Annotated in this window: 22 protein-coding genes and 1 pseudogene; 10 read left to right on the top strand and 13 right to left on the bottom strand. The window is 61.7% G+C overall.

All coding sequences use genetic code 11. The annotated features are described in order from the left end of the window. The first annotated feature begins 138 nt into the window (after window positions 1-138). The 3 genes from M2337_RS02680 to M2337_RS02670 all read left to right on the top strand — a co-directional run bounded on the left by M2337_RS02680 (window position 139) and on the right by M2337_RS02670 (window position 2,031). The gene (locus M2337_RS02680) at window positions 139-489 is read left to right on the top strand and encodes a MerC domain-containing protein (protein ID WP_264571591.1); all 351 of its coding nucleotides are present in this window, start codon (window positions 139-141) and stop codon (window positions 487-489) included. Window positions 490-774: 285 nt separating this feature from the next. Beyond that, window positions 775-1,164: a protocatechuate 4,5-dioxygenase subunit alpha gene (locus M2337_RS02675; protein ID WP_181560971.1), complete on the top strand. Its 390-nt coding sequence runs from the start codon at window positions 775-777 to the stop codon at window positions 1,162-1,164. Between the two features lie 3 nt (window positions 1,165-1,167). Next, a complete protein-coding gene (locus M2337_RS02670) occupies window positions 1,168-2,031 on the top strand; it encodes a class III extradiol dioxygenase family protein (protein WP_264571590.1) in 864 nt (287 codons plus the stop codon). A gap of 930 nt (window positions 2,032-2,961) precedes the next feature. On the opposite strand, the gene M2337_RS02665 is transcribed toward M2337_RS02670, so the two are convergent. Continuing rightward, the gene (locus M2337_RS02665) at window positions 2,962-4,125 is read right to left on the bottom strand and encodes an L-lactate dehydrogenase (RefSeq protein ID WP_264571589.1); all 1,164 of its coding nucleotides are present in this window, start codon (window positions 4,123-4,125) and stop codon (window positions 2,962-2,964) included. 352 nt (window positions 4,126-4,477) lie between these two features. Between M2337_RS02665 and M2337_RS02660 the strand changes: the two genes are divergently transcribed. Continuing rightward, on the top strand, window positions 4,478-4,777 hold the full coding sequence (locus M2337_RS02660; RefSeq protein ID WP_264571588.1) for a hypothetical protein: 300 nt from the start codon (window positions 4,478-4,480) through the stop codon (window positions 4,775-4,777). 72 nt (window positions 4,778-4,849) lie between these two features. Here M2337_RS02660 and M2337_RS02655 read toward each other — a convergent pair whose 3' ends face one another. Genes M2337_RS02655 through M2337_RS02625 form a run of 7 tightly spaced genes read right to left on the bottom strand, consistent with a single transcriptional unit; the run spans window position 4,850 to window position 8,558 of the window. Continuing rightward, on the bottom strand, window positions 4,850-5,506 hold the full coding sequence (locus M2337_RS02655; RefSeq protein ID WP_264571587.1) for a glutathione S-transferase family protein: 657 nt from the start codon (window positions 5,504-5,506) through the stop codon (window positions 4,850-4,852). Between the two features lie 4 nt (window positions 5,507-5,510). Further along, window positions 5,511-6,002: a VOC family protein gene (locus M2337_RS02650; RefSeq protein WP_264571586.1), complete on the bottom strand. Its 492-nt coding sequence runs from the start codon at window positions 6,000-6,002 to the stop codon at window positions 5,511-5,513. A gap of 12 nt (window positions 6,003-6,014) precedes the next feature. After that, on the bottom strand, window positions 6,015-6,785 hold the full coding sequence (locus tag M2337_RS02645; RefSeq protein ID WP_264571585.1) for a VOC family protein: 771 nt from the start codon (window positions 6,783-6,785) through the stop codon (window positions 6,015-6,017). A 23-nt stretch (window positions 6,786-6,808) separates the two neighbouring features. Continuing rightward, window positions 6,809-7,168 (bottom strand): DUF1428 domain-containing protein, encoded by a 360-nt coding sequence (locus M2337_RS02640; RefSeq protein ID WP_264571584.1) that lies wholly within the window; start codon window positions 7,166-7,168, stop codon window positions 6,809-6,811. After that, entirely contained in the window at window positions 7,165-7,848 is a 684-nt protein-coding gene (locus M2337_RS02635; RefSeq protein WP_264571583.1) for a glutathione S-transferase family protein, read from the bottom strand. The genes M2337_RS02640 and M2337_RS02635 overlap by 4 nt, the downstream gene beginning before the upstream one ends. A gap of 42 nt (window positions 7,849-7,890) precedes the next feature. Then, window positions 7,891-8,121: a DUF4287 domain-containing protein gene (locus M2337_RS02630; RefSeq protein ID WP_264571582.1), complete on the bottom strand. Its 231-nt coding sequence runs from the start codon at window positions 8,119-8,121 to the stop codon at window positions 7,891-7,893. 23 nt (window positions 8,122-8,144) lie between these two features. After that, the gene (locus M2337_RS02625) at window positions 8,145-8,558 is read right to left on the bottom strand and encodes a VOC family protein (protein ID WP_264571581.1); all 414 of its coding nucleotides are present in this window, start codon (window positions 8,556-8,558) and stop codon (window positions 8,145-8,147) included. Between the two features lie 85 nt (window positions 8,559-8,643). Here M2337_RS02625 and M2337_RS02620 point away from each other — a divergent pair, with 85 nt between their 5' ends. The 4 genes and pseudogenes from M2337_RS02620 to M2337_RS02610 all read left to right on the top strand — a co-directional run bounded on the left by M2337_RS02620 (window position 8,644) and on the right by M2337_RS02610 (window position 11,205). Next, complete coding sequence (locus tag M2337_RS02620) at window positions 8,644-9,366, top strand: winged helix-turn-helix transcriptional regulator (protein WP_264571580.1); 723 nt, start codon at window positions 8,644-8,646, stop codon at window positions 9,364-9,366. A 39-nt stretch (window positions 9,367-9,405) separates the two neighbouring features. Next, window positions 9,406-10,083: pseudogene (locus tag M2337_RS02615) on the top strand (magnesium chelatase domain-containing protein); the annotation flags it as partial. 87 nt (window positions 10,084-10,170) lie between these two features. After that, window positions 10,171-10,728 (top strand): SH3 domain-containing protein, encoded by a 558-nt coding sequence (locus M2337_RS17280; protein WP_413716218.1) that lies wholly within the window; start codon window positions 10,171-10,173, stop codon window positions 10,726-10,728. A gap of 12 nt (window positions 10,729-10,740) precedes the next feature. After that, complete coding sequence (locus tag M2337_RS02610) at window positions 10,741-11,205, top strand: thermonuclease family protein (protein ID WP_264571579.1); 465 nt, start codon at window positions 10,741-10,743, stop codon at window positions 11,203-11,205. A gap of 47 nt (window positions 11,206-11,252) precedes the next feature. On the opposite strand, the gene M2337_RS02605 is transcribed toward M2337_RS02610, so the two are convergent. Then, complete coding sequence (locus tag M2337_RS02605) at window positions 11,253-11,687, bottom strand: hypothetical protein (protein WP_264571578.1); 435 nt, start codon at window positions 11,685-11,687, stop codon at window positions 11,253-11,255. Window positions 11,688-12,403: 716 nt separating this feature from the next. Here M2337_RS02605 and M2337_RS02600 point away from each other — a divergent pair. Continuing rightward, window positions 12,404-12,997: an SOS response-associated peptidase gene (locus M2337_RS02600; RefSeq protein WP_264571577.1), complete on the top strand. Its 594-nt coding sequence runs from the start codon at window positions 12,404-12,406 to the stop codon at window positions 12,995-12,997. A gap of 711 nt (window positions 12,998-13,708) precedes the next feature. Here M2337_RS02600 and M2337_RS02595 read toward each other — a convergent pair. Together M2337_RS02595 and M2337_RS02590 are read right to left on the bottom strand one after the other, a co-directional pair. Further along, window positions 13,709-14,071 carry a hypothetical protein gene (locus M2337_RS02595; protein WP_264571576.1) on the bottom strand — a complete coding sequence of 121 codons (363 nt, stop codon included), beginning with the start codon at window positions 14,069-14,071 and terminating at the stop codon, window positions 13,709-13,711. Continuing rightward, a complete protein-coding gene (locus tag M2337_RS02590) occupies window positions 14,068-14,289 on the bottom strand; it encodes an excalibur calcium-binding domain-containing protein (protein ID WP_264571575.1) in 222 nt (73 codons plus the stop codon). The genes M2337_RS02595 and M2337_RS02590 overlap by 4 nt, the downstream gene beginning before the upstream one ends. 151 nt (window positions 14,290-14,440) lie before the next feature. Here M2337_RS02590 and M2337_RS02585 point away from each other — a divergent pair, with 151 nt between their 5' ends. Then, complete coding sequence (locus M2337_RS02585; RefSeq protein ID WP_264571574.1) at window positions 14,441-15,268, top strand: hypothetical protein; 828 nt, start codon at window positions 14,441-14,443, stop codon at window positions 15,266-15,268. 52 nt (window positions 15,269-15,320) lie between these two features. Here M2337_RS02585 and M2337_RS02580 read toward each other — a convergent pair whose 3' ends face one another. Together M2337_RS02580 and M2337_RS02575 are read right to left on the bottom strand one after the other, a co-directional pair. Then, complete coding sequence (locus M2337_RS02580; protein WP_264571573.1) at window positions 15,321-15,908, bottom strand: recombinase family protein; 588 nt, start codon at window positions 15,906-15,908, stop codon at window positions 15,321-15,323. 1,095 nt (window positions 15,909-17,003) lie between these two features. Further along, the gene (locus M2337_RS02575) at window positions 17,004-17,468 is read right to left on the bottom strand and encodes an MgtC/SapB family protein (protein WP_264571572.1); all 465 of its coding nucleotides are present in this window, start codon (window positions 17,466-17,468) and stop codon (window positions 17,004-17,006) included. Window positions 17,469-17,710 lie beyond the last annotated feature (242 nt).

Here is a 17,710-nt window from a genome sequence, read left to right as displayed (position 1 = left end):
CCCATGCGCCGCGGGATCGGCGGAAGCAAGCCCCCCGCATAAAGGCCTCACCCGGAGGCAAAGGATATGTTGTATCTTCCCGCGAGGGGGCGTATGGCCCTTGCAATGAGAACGCTCACCGCACCCCGGATGTGGACAATGCCACAGCTCGACCGGCTGGCCATCGGCCTGTCCGGCCTGTGCGCCGTGCATTGCCTGACGACGGCGATTGCTGTGGGCGTGCTGTCTTCTGTCGCGGGCATTTTCGAGGCGGAGATCATCCATGAGGCCGGCCTGATGATCGCCATGGTGCTCGGCGCACTGGCGCTCGGCCACGGCGCGCTCAAGCATGGCATGGCGCTGCCGGTTGCGGTCGGCGCGCTCGGCCTCGGCATCATGGCCGGGGCGCTCAGCCTGCCCCATGGCTGGGCCGGCGAGACGCCTTACACGCTGCTCGGCGTCGCCCTGCTTGCCTTCGGCCACGAGCTTAATCGCCGCGCTTTCTGGTGACCCGCTAGGACCGATCGACATTCAGCGCTGGCGGCCTCTCGCGCTTCCGGTGCTCATGTACCGTGAGTACACGGCGTTGAAATGAGGCACGCGGCTCGTTTCAAGGGTCGCGAAAAACCCCCATTTTCGACTCGCCATCATCTGAATGTCGATCGGTCCTAGCGGCAGGGCCGCTGCGACGACGACCCCCCGCGCGATCAACATCCCCTGCTTGATCAAGGTCAATGTCTGCCCAGCGCGGGGAGCGCAGTGACGGATCCAGTCCTGAAGCAGGAGCATGGATCAATGGGTGCGATCGAAACGATCGAGGCGGGAACGACCGCCAAACGAATCATTCCCGGTACGCCGGTCTTCGACGGTGATGCGGCGGCGCGCGGCTTCGCGCTGAACGCCATGTGCTTTTCGTTCAACGATGCGGCCAATCGCGCCGCCTATCAGGCGGACGAGGAAGCCTATTTCGAGCGCTTCCATCTGACCGAAGAGCAGCGCGAGGCGGTCCGCGCCCGCAACGTCCTCCAGATGATCGAGGCGGGCGGCAACATCTATTATCTCGCCAAGCTGGCCGGCATCTATGGCCTCAACGTGCAGGATGTGGGGGCGCAGCAGACCGGCATGAGTGTCGAGGCTTTCCGTCAAATGCTGCTCGACGCAGCCCATCAGCAAGAGGAGGCCTGAGCCATGGCGCATATTCTCGGTGGTATCTTCACCAGCCACGTGCCGGCAATCGGCGGCGCCATTGCGCGCGGTCAGGAGCAGGACCCTTATTGGAGCCCGTTCTTCGATGGGTTCAAGCCGATCCATCGCTGGCTTGCAACCGCCAGACCGGACGTTGCCGTAGTTTTCTACAATGACCACGGCCTCAACTTCTTCCTCGACAAGATGCCGACCTTCGCGGTGGGCGCGGCGGACAGCTACCACAATGCCGATGAAGGCTGGGGCCTGCCGGTGCAGAACGGGTTCAAGGGCGACGCTGCCCTCTCCTGGCACATCATCGAGGGACTGGTGGAGGACGAATTCGACGTCACGACCTGCCAGTCGATGCTGGTGGATCATGCGCTGGTCGTGCCGTTCCAGCTGTCCTGGCCCGGCGGCGGCCAGTGGCCGGTGCGCATCGTGCCCATCGCCATCAACACCGTGCAGCATCCGCTGCCGAGCCCCAAGCGCTGCCTGGCGCTGGGTCGCGCGGTCGGCAAGGCGCTGCGCAGCTGGCAGGGCGATGAGCGGATCGTGGTGTTCGGCACCGGCGGACTCTCCCACCAGCTGGACGGGGAACGCGCCGGCTTCATCAACCAGCGCTACGACCAGTTCTGCATGGACAATCTCGGCCCCGATCCGGATGCGCTGACGAAAATCAGCGCGCTGGATATCGTTGAGGAAGCCGGCAGCCAGGGCATCGAGATCGTCAACTGGATCGCGGCGCGCGGGGCCTTGGGCGAGGATGTGGCCGAGGTCAGCCGGAACTATCACATCCCCATTTCCAACACCGCGGCTGCGACGATGTTGCTGGAAAGCGGCTCGACCGCCCTTGAACAGGCGGCCTGACGGGGAGGCTGAATCTCCCCGCCTGTTGAGAGGAGGGGCTGGGGATGGTGGCGATGCGCCAGCATCGCATAGCCGGCGAATGACTGCGCGGGGGTAACACCACTCCAACCCCTCCTCTGAGCCGCAGGCAAGCGAAGCTCAACAGGAGGGGCTAGAGTGCGTGGACAAATTCGGCCCGCACGGATTGTCCGCTATTGGGCAGTCTATAATGCCCCGCCCGATAGCTGGTTTGTCGGGCGGGCATTGACCTTATCGATGCCAGCGCCGAGAATCGACCGATAACGGCGCAAAGGGATTGGATGTGCCGCTCGATGGGGGCCTGCGGCCGCCAGGAGCAGCGAGGCAAGATTAGATTTAGCGCCATTGATCAAGGCAGGCTGAAAGTTGACCTTCGTTAGCGACAGAAAACGGACGTGGGACCCCGAGAGGAATTTGGAGCTCAAGATCACGTATTCTGGGCGAAGGTACTACGATTTCGAACTTGTCGGACTTCAAGGCTCCACTCTATTTTATGGTGAGTACGAAGTCCAAAAATTACCATCCTCTGAAAATTCTAGTAAAAACAACCCAAACAGTAACACGGTTATGGAATGGAAAATTAGAATAATACGACCTTTTTCTCATTATTCAATTGAAGAAACAAAAGAAATAATCCGAGAATCACTGAACTCATTTGAATATTTTCATGGGGGTGATCGATTAAAAGGAAATCCTCTTTTAGGTGCGGTGTTTCACTTTGTAGGGCAATATGCGTGAATAACCCAATATGGCTTTGCCTTATTAAGACAAATATGGGCTTGAAGCATTAGATCGCCCTACTCACCGCCGGATCAATTCAAAGTGGCATACGTCCGAAAAGTCGTCATGTCCTGACAGTCTGCCTCCCGATCGGCACGGAGAATAGCTGTCGTTCGAATTTGTCCACGCTGCCTAAGGTTGTTCGCCTACGCCCCGATGATCGAGCAAATGCGGCCCGGCGTCCGCTACGCGGGCGCAGCCGGTTAGCGCGAGGCCGGAGCGCAGTTCGAGCGCATATTGTGCGAGCATGCGGGAGACGGCGGCTTCTCCCCCGGCGGCGAGGGCGAAGGCCCAGGGGCGGCCGATCATGACGCCCTTGGCACCCAGCGCCAGCATGCGCAGCACGTCGAGGCCGTTGCGGATGCCGCCATCGATCAGCACGGTGAGGCGATCACCCACCGCTGCCACGATATCCGGCAGAGCCTGCGCGGTGCCGACCGTGGCATCGAGCTGGCGGCCGCCATGGTTGGAGACGACGATGCCATCCGCGCCGATCTCCGCCGCGCGGACTGCGTCGGCCGGGTCCATGATGCCCTTGAGCACGAGCGTGCCGGACCAATGCTCGCGGATGAAGGCCAGATCCTTCCAGGTGACGGACGGATCGAAGTTCTGGCCGCTCCAGCGCAGAAAATCGCCCATGCGCACCTTGCCATTCATGATCGGCACCAGATTGCCGAGCGTATGCGGACGGCCATGCAGGCCGACATCCCAGGCCCAGCCGGGATGGGCAAGGATCTCACGCCAGCGCCGGGCCTGACCGCGCAGGCCGGGCGGTCCCGAGAGGCCCGAGCGCTGGTCGCGCCAGCGCGGGCCGGGCAGGGGCAGGTCCACGGTCATGAACAGCGTGTTGCAGCCCAGTGCCTTCACCCGGGCCAGCAGATCGGCGATGAACGCGCGATCCTTGGCCATGTAGAGCTGGAACCAGAAGGGCAGGCCGGTGCCGGCGATTTCCTCGGCCGAGCAGACCGTCACGGTCGAGGCGACCATCGGCACGCCGTTGGCATGGGCAGCGCGAATCGCCTGCGCTTCGCCGCGCCGCGCCAGCAATCCGCCCATGCCGATCGGCGCGAGCATCAGGGGCATGGCGAGCTTTTGCCCGAACAAAGTGGTCGAAAGATCGGATGCCGAGACGTCGTTCAGCACTTGCTGGCGCAAGGTGACGGCGCGAACGGCGGCGCTGTTGCGCGCCAGGGCCAGCTCGTCGATGCTCCCGCCATCGACATAATCGAACAGGAAGCGCGGTAACCGGCGGCGGGCGGCGTCACGCAGATCGGTGAAGCTGTGCGGCCAGACCATTCAGCGCCGTGCCTCGCGGGCCTTGGCGGGCGCGTTCGACGCCGCCTTCGTCATCCTCATCGTCTGGCTCTCCTCACGGGGGTGCGCCCCCCATTCTGTTCGCGGTGGTGAGCGTAGAGCGGATGAAGCGCAAACAAAATAGCGTGCTCTCGATATGACGGGGGTGCGCGATGGTGAATTTCACCAACTATCTGAACGAATAACCAACCTGTGGGAGGGGCCTTTTAAAGGCGCTGAGCCTCATGATTTACAAAGTACTGAAAAAACGTGTTTTTATGATTTGGCACGCAAAGTGCAATGCCTTGTGTGTCAGTCATTCGGGACTGAAAAAAATTCAGTAGGGAGAACCAACATGTCGAGCAAATTTCATCTGATCGCCGCCGCTGCCGCCGTCGCCATCCTGCCGCTGGCCCAGCCGGCGCTGGCCGCGCCTGCTGCCGAAGCCACCTATCAGATCCCGGCCAAGGTGCTGAAGCGTGGCGACCAGACCTTCTATTGCTTCAAGCAGCAGGCGACGACCGGCACGCGCATGTCCCGCCGGGTTTGCGTGACCGAGAAGGAGCTGAGCTATGTCGGCGCGCGGATCGAAGGCGCGGGGGACTCGGTGCAGATCAGCAAGGGCGGTGAAACCCGGATCGCGAGCCAGCGCTGATCGTTACAGGCTACAGGCCGGGGGAGCGTGGGAGCGTGACCCCTCGGCAGCCGGCCCGGTCGGTTAAGGATTTCAATCCCGGTCCGGCGCGCCAAGCGGGAAATAATGGCGATAGGGCCTTGCGCCCTCGATACAGCGGGCAACCGACGGGCGCGCGTTCAGCCGCCCGCGATAGGCGCGCAATTCCGGATAGCGCTCGCCAATGGCGTGGACCCAATCGGCATAGAACAGAGCCGGCGCGGCGGCGCAATCCGCCATGCTGAAGCCTTGCGGCGAGGCCCAGAGATGCCCGGTCAGCCGCGCTTCCAGCCAGCCATAAATGGTCTCGAGCGCATCGCGCGCGCGCTGGGTGCGCACCGGATCGCTCGCGCCGATGAGGTGGGGCAGGGCCTCGGTCACCGCCGCCTGAACCGGCGTCATCACATGATTGTCGAACACGCGGTCCATGAAGCGCACATCCAGCGCATCATGGGCAGTGGCGGGAATCAAGGGCGCGCGCTCATAGTGGCGCAGGTCGAGATATTCGATGATCGTCGTCGCCTCGATCACCGGTGTGTCCTCATCCACCAGCACCGGGAACTTGCCGAGCGGCCACTGGTCGCGCAGCGCGTCCATCACGCCTTCGTCTTCGACATTGCGCAGCGTGTAGGGCAGTTCCTTCTCGTGCAGTGCGATCATCGCCTTCCAGCTGTAGCTGGAAAAGGGATGGGCGTAGAGGATGTAACTCACGGGGTCAGTCTCCGGAAAAGGCGGTTTCGAGCGTGGCGATGTCGATCTTGTGCATGGTCATGAGCGCGCTGCTCATGCGACGGACGGCGTCTGCGTCGTCGCTGGCCTGCATCTCCAGCGCCCGGCGCGGCACGACCTGCCAGGAGACGCCGAAGCGATCCTTGCACCAGCCGCACATGCTTTCCGCGCCGCCATCCGCGATGAGTTCGGTCCAGACGCGGTCCAGCTCGGCCTGATCATCCACGGGGATGACGAACGACACGGCTTCGGTCTGCGGAAACATCGGCCCGCCGTTCAATGCGGAGAAGGGACGACCGCCCAGCGTGAACAGCACGAGCATGGCCGTGCCGGCGGGGAAACTGGGCGGGAAGGGCGAGTCATCGACATAGCGGACGATCCGGTCGATCCGGGAATCCGGGAAGAGCGAGACGTAGAAGGTCGCGGCCTCCTCGGCGGTGCCGTCCATCCAGATGCAGGGCGTGATCGCGCTGGTCATGCTCGCTCCTCCTTATCGCCCGCCCACAAGCGCAAAACGCGCACCCTGCGGATCGGTGCCCATGACGACCCAGTCACCGCCGGGAACCTCATGGGGGCCTGTGGTGATGGTGCCGCAATGCGCTGCCGCTGCTTCCATCGCGGCGCGGATGGACGGCACGCGGAAATAGAAGCGCCATTCGGCCCGCTGGTCTTTCTGTTCCAGACTGGCGCCGATGGGCAGATCGCCGACGGACAGGAAGCGATAGTCGCCCATCGGCCCCATCGGCATGGCGGAGGGGTTGGTCCAGCCGAACAGGCCTGTATAGAAGGCCAGCGCTGCCGGTTGGTCCGGCGTGGATAGCTCGTTCCAGCTGCAATGGCCCACCGCCTGCGGGGAGAAGGCGCGGCTGACGCCGCCCTCGACGCTGCCGCGCATGATGTAGAAGGGCGCGCCATGCGGGTCGGCCGCCATGGCGAAGCGGCCGACACCGGGGATGTCCTGCGGCTGTACGTAGAGGCGACCGCCCATGGCCGGGATCGCCGCCGCTGTCGCATCGACATCATCGACGCCGATATAGCCGAGCCAGATCGGGCGCCCGCCGCCGGCGATCATCTCGGCATCCAGCGCCATCATGCCCCCGACCTCGCCATCGGCGGCGCGGATCATGCGATAGTCCATGCCCGGCATGTCGCTGCGCTCCGCGATGCGCCAGCCGACCACGGCGCTGTAAAAGGCGCGGGCGGCCTCAAGATCGGAAGTCATCAGCTCGTACCAGATGAATTCGCCATGCCTGTTGGTCATGGGGCCGCCTCCTCCCGCCAATGCTATTTGCGCTCGTCCAGAATCACGGCGAAGCCGCCGTAGATCATGCGCGGGCCGACCATTGGATTGTCTTCCGGGGCGTGCGCCATGCGCTCGTCGGCCATCAGCTTCTGCCAGCCGGAATCGCGAGTCGCCTTGTCCGGCCACTCGATCCAGGAGAAGACGACGTCCTCGCCCTCTTCCGCCAGGACGGCGGTGCGCAGATCGTTGGTCTTGCCGGGCTGCACATCGTCATTCCAGCCCTCCACCACGCGCAGCGCGCCATATTCGATGAAGAGTGGATCGACCCGGCGGGCGATCTCCAGATAGTCTGCCTTGCGGCCGGGTTTTACCGGCACGAGAATGCCATCGATATAGGTCATGCGGATACTCCTTCTGATTGGACCGCCTCATCGGGGATGAAGTCGGCCATTTGCGCCGCCATGGCGGCCTTGAATGCGGGACGGGCCTCGCCGCGCGCGACATAGGCGGTCAGCACGTCCGGTATGGCGAGGCGATCCGGCGTGAGATTGCGCAGCGCCTCGACCATCATCAGGTCGCCGGCCGTAAAGCGCCCTTCCAGCCAGGGCTTGTCGCCCAGCGCGGTGGCCAGCCGGTCTAGGCGGCCTTCGACCTGCTTCACCGCATCCGCTCGTCGCAGCCTGGCCCACTCCTGCCCGGCGCAGAACAGGTCGATGTCGGCAAGGTGCATGATGCCCGGCTCGATGCTGTTGAGTGCGGCGACGGCCCATGTGATCGCCCGCGCCCGCCCGACGGGATCGCGCGGCATCAGCCGCTCGTCCTTCTCGGCGATGTGAAGGACGATGGCGCCACTCTCGAACAGGGCGACATCCCCCTCCCGATAGTGCGGCACCTGGCCGAAGGGCTGCTCGCGATAATAGTCCGCCGGCCGGTCGATGGCGCTGATCAGGCGGGTGCGATAATCGAGGCCTGCCTCCTCCAGCGCCCAGCGCACCCGCAGATCGCGGACATGGCCGCGCGCGAACGGCGGCACCCATGAAAATGCAGTGACCTCGATCGGCGCATCAGTCTTCTGCGGCATGGTGAACTCCTCTCATCGGATGCGCTGAGGCGATGGGCGCGCTCAATCGCCTTCCTTGCGAATGCCCTTGAGCAGGGCGTAGACGGCCATCGCGTGGCCCCGGCCAAGATCGAAATCGCGCTTGAGACTGGCGATCAGCGTCGCGGCCTTCACGTCCGGCTTCAGTCTCTTCTCGTCATCGAGAAAGCCGTGAAAGGCGGCATAGGCGCGCAGATCGTCCGGCGACTGGCCGGTCTTTGTCCGAATGGTATCGAGATAGGCCTGAAAGGACATGGCGTGTCTCCGTCGTGTGGCAATTAGGCAGGCTCAGGCATTGCGCTCATGTCCATCCATACCGGCTCCCAGATGTGCCCATCGGGATCGGCGATGCTGCGCGCGTACATGAAGCCATGGTCTTGCATGGGGTTGGGATCTGCGAGACCGCCGCTGCCGGCGCCGCGCTGGACCATATCGTCCACGGCCTCACGGCTTTGCTCGCTCAGGGCAAAGGCCGCCTGCGCGCTGCGGTGGGCGTCGATGATCTCCCGGTCGGTGTAGCTCGAGAAGCGCGGGCGGGTGAGCAGCATGACGCAGATCGCGTCCGAAAAGCGCATCATGGCGGCGCTATCATCCGTAAACTCCGGCACATTGACGGCGCCGATCGCCTCATAGAAGTGCATCGATCTCGACAGATCGGTCACTGGCAGATTGACGAAAATCATCCGTTCCATGGGCAGCGCGTTTCCTCTCCGGTAGCGAGCCGACCGACTCGGTTCGCCTTGACGATCCTGACCCACAGACTTAAATGTTGCAACCATGGAGTTAGAAAAAATAACTAACGAGTCGAAACTCCCTCAAAAGCGTCGATTTGATGATGCCTGCGGCCTTGCGCACGGGCTCGATCTGGTCGGCGAGCGCTGGGCGCTGCTTGTCGTCCGCGAATTGCTGCTGGGGCCGCGCCGCTTTTCCGATCTACGCGCGGCCCTGCCGGGGCTGAGCGCCAATGTGCTCACCCAGCGCCTGACAGAGCTGGAGGAGCGCCACATTGTCGAGCGTCTGCGCTTGCCGCCGCCCGCCAATGTGCAGGTTTATGGCCTGACGCCATGGGGCAAGGAGGCCGAGCCGATGGTGCTGGCGATGGCGCAATGGGCCTATCGCTCGCCGACGCATGACCGGATGCTGCCGCTCAACGGCACGGCCATGATGCTCTCCTTCAAGATCAATCTGGATCGGGCAGCGGCGGCGGAGATGGTGCTGCAGGTCGGCTTTCGCATTGACGGCACGCCCTATCGCGCCAGTCTGGATCGCGGGCTTTATCATGTCGAAGCCGGCGAGGTCTCGGCGCCGGACTTCGCCTATGAGGGTAGCGCGCGCGGCCTTGCCAAGCGCTTCTACGGCAAGATGCCCGTCGACCAGCTTGCCGAGACGGGCGAGCTCAGCGTGAGTGGCGATGCGGCGCTGGAGGCGCGCTTCGCGGCGCTGTTCAACTTGCCGGCTCGATACCAGCCCAACGAAAGCGGCTCGACTTTGCCCCTCTGACCCGACATAGACAGGGAGGGGAACAAAGAGGGGGCAAGCTTGGTTGCGACGGTGGAAACGGTGGCGTTTCTCGGGCTGGAGGCCCGGCCTGTCGAGGTGCAGTGCCAGCTTGTCTCCGGCTTGCCGAACTTCATCGTCGTCGGGCTGGCCGACAAGGCCGTGGCGGAAAGCCGCGAGCGCGTGCGCAATGCCATCGCCGCCATTGGCCTCTCGCTGCCGCCCAAGCGCATCACAGTCAATCTTTCGCCGGCCGACCTGCCCAAGGAAGGCTCGCATTACGATCTGCCGATTGCGCTCGCCTTGCTGGGGGCGATGGGCGTGGTGGATGCCGAGCAACTGGCCGATCATCTCGTCGTGGGTGAGCTGGGGTTGGACGGGCGCATCGCGCCGGTGCCGGGCGTGCTGCTGGCCGCGCTCCATGCGGCGCAGGCGGACAAGACGCTGATCTGCCCGGCGGCGCAGGGGTCGGAGGCTGCCTGGGCAGGTTCGGAAGGCGTGCTGGCCGCGCCGGATCTGCTCGGTCTCATCAATCATCTCAAGGGCGCGACGGTGCTGCCGCGCCCGGCACCCGGGACGGTCGAACTGCCGGTGCCGGGGCCGGATCTGCGGCAAGTGAAGGGCCAGGAGGTCGCCAAGCGGGCGCTGGAGATCGCGGCGGCTGGCGGGCATAATCTGGTTCCGTTGGGGACTTCAAGACCCTGGGAGGAACTAATCGCGTTTGAGAATGAAATCCTTATAGAATGCGTCATTCGCTATCGGAAGCCTCCTCGCTAGAGGGCATAGGTTGCGGCGATGTAAGCTCGAATGTATCGTCTTCCTGAACTCGGGGGATGTTCCATGAAATCATTACTGCTGCGAGTTGCCCGCGTTGTCGTGGTTATGACGACGTGCGCCGTTACATCGCCGGCAGGCGCGGCTTACATCAATGGGACGACGGTGAACTGCCGGGCTGGCCCGGATGCCAAGGCCTCTATTGTCGCGAAGCTCCGGCAGGGTCAGGAAGTGTCCGTGGTGGAGGCCGGAGCGGGGTGGTCACGGCTTGCTACTCCCTCTTGCTGGGTAAGCTCGCGGTTCATCTCTACGAGCTTCGTTGCGGCGGCGAGTTCATCCGCGCAACGAACGCGGAGCACCGCCGCAAGATCGTCGAACCGACGGTCTGCGGGAAGCTACTCATTGTTTAACCAGTCAGCGAAGCTCTCGCGGCCGAAAAAGAAGCGCAGCGCGTCCTCCACTCGTCGTTCGACCGGAAGCGGCGTCTACGGCGGATCGAGCTGCCCGTGTAGTGGTGGCACGGTGTGCATAGGGCCTCGCGGGGGCCGGTATTGCATCACAAGCGGCGGCAACAAGCGCTACGGCGTTTGATTGGGCTCTGAGGTGAAGGCCTATGCGATCTTGGGCGCTGCAGCGCTCATAGGCGCCGTCGTGGGCGTGGGAAGCCTCTATGTCCCCTCAAAGCCTTCAGCGGTGCCCCATGCGCCCCTCGCCGCCCCCGCGACCTTCTCACTGTGCCACGAGGGCGGTGGGCTAAACTGTGTGGTCGATGGTGACACGCTGTGGATGAACGGCGAGAAGATCAGGGTGGCCGACATCGACGCACCGGAGACCCATCCACCCCGCTGTGACGCTGAGGCGGACCTGGGGAACCGCGCGACGCGGCGGCTGGCAGAGCTGGTCAACGCGGGTCCCTTTGAGGCTCAGGTGGCGAGCGACGGGCGCGATGTTGACCGCTACGGGAGAAAGCTGCGGGTCCTTGTGAGGGACGGCCAGTCTCTGGGGGGCGTAATGGTCGGTGAGGGGCTTGCGAGGAGCTGGACCGGTCGGCGGCAGCCTTGGTGCTAAACATGCAGCCGGGTTCTTCTTAACTGTTCCCCCAAGGCCACGGCAAGCTAAGCTGAGGCTTTTGCTTCTAGCACCTTCTTGTCCTCCCTGCGCCGTTTGGGGGGCACCGTGGGCAGCGTTGCCGCATAGAGGCTGAACAGCATAGCGAGTGTAGAAGCCGGGCGAGCCAGTTGGCCATCCCCCGCCGCTACCGAGGGCAATTCGAGAGCCAGCGAAAACCAGAAGACCGCACGGGCGATACCGCTTTGGCCGTAGGGCGCGTCTTTGCGCAGGCCGACCGATACAGTCTCACCGATGGCAATCAGTGCAATGAAGATGCTCCAGAACCACGTCCATTCTTTCGTCGTGAGGATCACGCCGCAAATCCAAATAAACGCGCAGAGGCGCCCGAAGGCCCATTTGGAGCAGCCGGTTTCCTGACAAACCTTGATGATGATTGGCCAGAAGATCGTCTTGGCTAACCACGCGTCTAAGCGCTCCACGTTTCACTCTCCAATGGTTGAGCATCAATGGCCCCGAGCGACTGATAGCGACGAAGGTTAGTTTCGGGCAATGAAACACGAATGAGAGGCGGGTAAATCCTAAAGTCGCCGCAGCCGCCAATCCAGGCACACAATTGCAGTTGGAGCCCGTGCACGCCTAAATATCGTCTCGTAATTTTGCGTTCGGTCCAAAGTTAATCGCAGCCATGATTGCCTCGCACCGGGGGCCGGGGAGCGGCTTCTGATATAAAGCGAAGTTTAAGTCCTGTAGTCGAGAAACATGCGCTCGGGGGTTCCGGCAATGTTCCTGTGGAAAATTTTGCATAGGGACTCGACATTCGGACGACGGAGGTCATAACGACTCGCGACGGTCCGCCGTCTTTCTTCTGCCAAGCCCCACTGCGTGCTGATGCCGCCCGGGGCGCATGGGGCGTCCCGGAGCCCGGGGCTTTAACCCCGGACCCACAGGAGAAAGTCGATGCGTATCATCTGCGCGTGGCCGAAAGCTGTGTCAGTCATCAATTACTGGCGCTTTCGGTTCGGCAAATGGGAGCATGTTTGTTCCCACTGCCGGTCGTATCCGTCCCGTTGAGCCCGGGTAGGATAGTCTGACCACCTCGCGGCGGACCGTCACCCTTAGACTCCCACAGTTTGCAAGATGCAAACGAATTTTGATGCAATTTGCATTCGATTGAGACTGCGAGCAAATTGCTCTCATGTGCAACCTTTTCAATCTCCGGGCCTCCCGAGAAGAGGTCAGTAGGCACTTCAACGCCCCGAATGATCCTCGCTCTGAAGTCCAGATGGACAAGGACTATGTCGCCCCCGGCAAGCCCGGCTTAGTGGTTCGGGAGCAGGACGGCGCACGGGTCACGTCCGCGATGCTCTGGGGCTTTCCGTTCAACGGCAAGCCGGTCACGAACGTTCGCAGCTACACAAGCCCATTTTGGAAGTCCGCGCTGGTCAGTCCCAAGCGGCGCTGTCTAGTGCCTGTGACGGAGTTTCAGGAATGGTCGGCCGCCCCGATGCCTGAGACCGGCAAGAAGCGGCCATTTTGGTTCCGGGTGCCTTCCGAGCCGATCTTCGCTTTCGCCGGTATCTGGCGGCCCACCGAGGGCGACCCGGTGTTTTCCTTCCTCACTTGTGGATACGACGGAGACCCTTCCGCTCACATTGTTGGAGCGGTCCACCCCAAAGCCTGCCCGGTCATTTTGCACCCGGAGGACTATGACCGGTGGCTCAGGGCGGATTTGGACGATGCGCTCTCCCTCGCCGTCACGTTTCCCAGCCAGCTAATGGCGATGAGTTGAGCGCAACATCGCGTGACCATGTTCCTTGTTTGTTCTATTCTCTTCCGACTCAGGAGGAGCCCCCCATGTCTCTCACTATCGCACTCTCGCCCGCTTCCGACGCCCTCACATTCGCAGGCGATGTAAGCCGCTCCGTCAAGGTGCCTCAATGGCCCGCCGCCGTTGCTCTCAGCGACGGAACGCTGCTTGAAGTCTCCCCCGGACCTCCTTCCCCAACTCAATTCAAGGTTGCGACCGCTGGCGCCGGCCTCGTGGTGCCCCAAGGCCAAGGCGTCGAAGTCCAATGGCCCGTTGAATGGTTCACGGTGTCCGGGATCGATCAGGCCGTGACAGTCTCCCGCGTCGCGGAGCCTCTGCCGTTGTTCCCTGAGACGCCGTGAGCCCCTCCAAGCGTCGGAAGTGCGAACAACCGATTGTTCATCTGCCGCTTGTCTGGTCTGAAAACTGCACCGTAGCCCGCATGATAGGCACGGGCTCCGGCTGGCTTGATGCTTGGATGATGCAGCAGTGCGTTTCAATGGAGAAGCTGAGCAAGAAGTCCGGGGTGCCGATGGAGCGGCTGCAAGAGTTGGTCCGGGGTGCTGAGGTGGCGGAAGGGGAGCTTGAGAGGATGGCGGGGGTCCTCAGAACTGATCCGGAAAGCTTAGGGGCATCCGCAGCGCTGAGGGTCAAGTGCGGCGCTAAGACAAACAAGTTGCACCAAAGCAGTTCCTAGTAGGAAGCTAATGTGCTCTCTAAGCTTCCGAGCGACTCGCCGATTTGGTCTACTGCATCCTCCGCTTCGGAAGCCGAACCCTGCACGGAGCCGACCACATATTGCCAATCCTCGTAGCTGAAACGCTCCGCCTCACCCTTCACCTCAGCAGCCGCCGCTTGAGCGTCGTCGAACGCACTTCTAACATTTGAGGCCTCTGACTCAGCATCCTCAATGACGCGCTCTAGCAACTCAATTTTTCTCTGGCTTTCGGCCTCTGCGTCAGCAAAGCCTTTCTCGTAACCCTCATCGTAGCGGTCGGAATTGCTACAGGCTGCAAGAGCCAGAGCTCCGCTGAAGACGATGGGCGCCGCAATCATTCGCATCCTTTACCATCCCCATCACGGTCCAAGTGCGTGCCGTATCCGGGCTGCCCTCGGTAAACCGGCGCTGCTCCGGCTGCCCTGGCCGCTGAGCAGTTCGGATAATAGACAGTTCCATTGTCACTTCTCGTGAGCCTAGCTGGGTGTGCAGATTGCAGCGGTGCAGAACCTGCTAACCCTCTGTGGCAATGCCGGGTTCCGGTGCTGCGGTCCATATGGCAGCCGTCCGCAGCTAACCCGCCGCCGTGCCCTCTCGAAGGTGTGGGTAGCGTCACAAGGGAGATAGCTAATAACGCCACCATTGTTGCCGCAGAGGCAGAAGGTCGCGGGCACTCTAACGTCGACGTGCTACAATAAGCGCTTGCCATGTCGAACGTTATCTCCATTGTTAACGGGAGTTATCCGGGGGGATATAACATGAAAATTTCAAAGACGTTTATTGCTCTTGCGGCGTTGGCTCTGACCGTCGCCCCTGCTCATTCCAAGAAGCGTTACTTAGACCTCAATCCCGTGGGAGAAACGCAACGCTCGCGCATGGATGCAGGCGTCGAAACTGTGGAGAGTGCCCTCGCATATAGTAGTGTGCGGGTTTTTGAGAGTGAGGAGCCGGTTGGCAAACGTGGCAGTTTCTCTCTGCTGATATTCAACGCAGCCGGTGCGCCAATCAATTTCGGCTCAGAAAACGTCGCAATCACTATGAGTGACGGAGAAACTGTGGCCGTTGTTCCCTACGAGAGGTTGTTAAAAGAGGAGAAGAGTCGGCAGATGTGGGCCGCCATTGCTACCGGGCTCTCTGCGGCGTCCAACAGTTTCGCAGCCTCACAGGCCGGAACAAGCTACGGCTCAACCTCATACTCGGCAACGTCGTTCAGTAGAGCGGGGACGATTAACAGCTTCGGGAGCGGAACCTACACCGCTTACAATCCGGGAGTGGCATATGCTGCGCAAGCTACGGCAAATGTCCAAAACCAACAGCTCTTCGACCGCTTAGCCGCCACTAATGCCGCCAATCTAGAAGGTCTCCGCGCATTCGTGCGGACGACTACGGTAGACCCTGAGAGTTCTTTTGGGGGACTGGTGACTTTTGAGCTCCCTAAGAAGGCTCGAAAAATCAAAGGGACGGCTAAAGCGACAATGGTGATTTCGGTTGGTGACGAACAGCACGTCTTCGACGTTGCGATTGTAGAGCGCTGAGCGGGGGTCAAAAAAAGCAGGGCATCTAGCAAGCACGAGTTAACCAGGACTTCTACCCTCCGGGCTGTGAGCAATACCTCTTCACGGTCGCCAGACTGAGCCCGAAGTGCTCCGCAGTCCCCTTAATGGACGCCCCGCGCTCCTGCCGCCACCTGCGGACCTCTGCGGCATCCTTCGCAAATGGCCTGCCGAGGCTCTCTTTGCCCCGATGGGTCCTGCCGGTTTCCGCAAGAGCCCTTCGAGCTGCCTTCCGGCCTGCCTCGGTACGCTCTGCAATCCTGCGGCGTTCCATCTCTGCCACCTGCGCCAGGACGGCTAGGATGAGTTCCCCGACCCCCCGGCCAATCGGGCCGATGCCGTGAACGTCCACAGTCACGCCAGCGTCCAGCAGGCGCCGGACAGTGGCTTGAACATCGATAGCGTCACGCCCGAGGCGGTCCACCGCATAGACATGCAGGGTGTCTCCGCTCCTCACGCTCTTCAGCATGGCAGCGAAGCCGGGACGGTCTGCGGCCATGATGCCGCCGCTCACGCCTTCGTCCGTGAACTCCTGATCGAAGCCCCCGCCCATTGTCGAGCGTTGAGCTTCTATCGACTGGTCTGCGGTCGAGACACGGTAATAGGCAATACGGTGCGACATGACTGGCTCACAAGTTAGAGGTCCTGACAAGTTGGCTCATATGACCGGCTCAATCAGCCTGTCAAGCTATGTTGTGAGCCTAGCGCCTAACTTACACCTTGTGAGCCATAGAAATGGGAAGGAGATGGGAACGGTTCACCGCAAAGAGGACTCGCTTGGACTCGTGCTCTAATTCGGAACCTGCGGAAATCCGCCAGACTCTTTGAACCCTCAGGCTAACGGAATTTCAATTCTGGTGACGTGCCCCGATCTAGCCTCTAACTGAACTCCCCTCAGTAACTAGGCGGGGGACCCCGATGAGTTGGAAGTTTGATGTAGAGCCGGAACTCGAGGAATATGCCGAACACTGCCGCCGGGTTGCGGCTGATTCGCGTCGTCGCGTCCGCAGGGCAGCGACCTGTCCGGTAAGGACGTGGTGGTCTCAGAACCCAGAACAGGTTTTGCCCATGTTGGAACAGAGGGCGCGTGTCCTTTACGCAGAGAGGCAGAAGACCCTACGCAGCATCCGCGATCTGAGACGGTATTTGAAAGAGAAACAGGGAGGAGGGGACGGGATAGCCCCTGCGGGAGCCTTCGGAGTTCATAAGGATACCTAAGTATCCTAAGAAAATCTTCCACCCTTTAGTCCGAGAGTGCGGCCTAATCGATTGCCCCGGTTTCCTCTGGAAGCTGGGGCATTCCTTTTTCTCGCGAGGCGCCGCAACCGTGTGGAGAAAAAGCACTCATCCGGGCACCAAAACCCGCCTCCGGTCTCCGCCAACACCCTCAGGTTGCCGGAGGAGCCTTTCGCTGCTGTAGGGGCCGCGATGGGGTATTTTTTGGGGTATCTCAGACTGTCTCGCGAGCATGAGAGATATCCGCCGCAGTTTAGGTGTCCCCTTTTGTTTTCCTACTAGCCGTCGGGTTCCGCAGATGGGCCGACCTACACTTGGACGTGGCCGAGCTGCCCCCTCACCCCCCTACGGGGGGAACGGCGCGGAACGCAGTAACGTATGGGGCTTCGGAAATTTGTGGCAAAACTAACCGGACTTCCCGTGTGGCCATGCTTCGCAACATGCAGCGTTTCAGGCTCGCGCGCGGGAAGCGGAAACGGATTTATTGAATTTCATCCTCTCGCGAGCTTTCCTGATGCTTGAGCGGCGATAGGAGCCACAGGGTAGCGAGCGTGGTGAGCGATAGCATAAGCGCCACGTCGTAAGCTCCCAAGCCCACAGAAGCGCCTATTGCGCCAGTGACCCACAGGCTCGCGGCGGTGGCTGTGCCTTTAACAGAGTCCTTCAGTCGGAGTATGGCGCCCCCACCTATGAACCCCATACCGGTGATTAGACCCTCTACGATGCGGGCCATTGCCTCAGGGCTGTTGGCGGTTAGGGTTTCAGACGCCTGGATCATCCCGCAGGTAGCCAGCGCAACTAATGGGAATGTTCGCAGGCCCGCGCTTCGCTCCTCCTTCTCTCGGTGCCATCCGATAGGGAGCGCAAGCAGATAAGCGATGAACAGCGCAAGAGCATGTGGTCCGATATTAAAGTCATCGGAGCCAAGCATTTCAAAAACCTGCAAAAGACCCTCTCCAACGAAGCTTCAGGCAGACGCATCTTGGACGTCACTTTTTCAAGCAGAGACGAAACGCACACCCCTGTTTAATGATCCTTACAGCGAACGGGGACGGGCCTTTCCGCTCTAGGATGGTGTAAGTGGGGTATATTGGACAGAAAGTTGGCGTCTCTATCTTCCGGGCTCCCCAGGTCGACTCAGCCCTCTTTCGCTCTCCTACGGTCCAGAAGAGGGCATTTTTTGTCCCA

Origin of the sequence: Sphingobium sp. B2D3A, from assembly GCF_025961795.1 — a bacterium.
In the GTDB taxonomy this organism is placed as follows: Bacteria; Pseudomonadota; Alphaproteobacteria; order Sphingomonadales; family Sphingomonadaceae; genus Sphingobium.
This window is presented reverse-complemented; position numbering and strand designations above follow the sequence as displayed.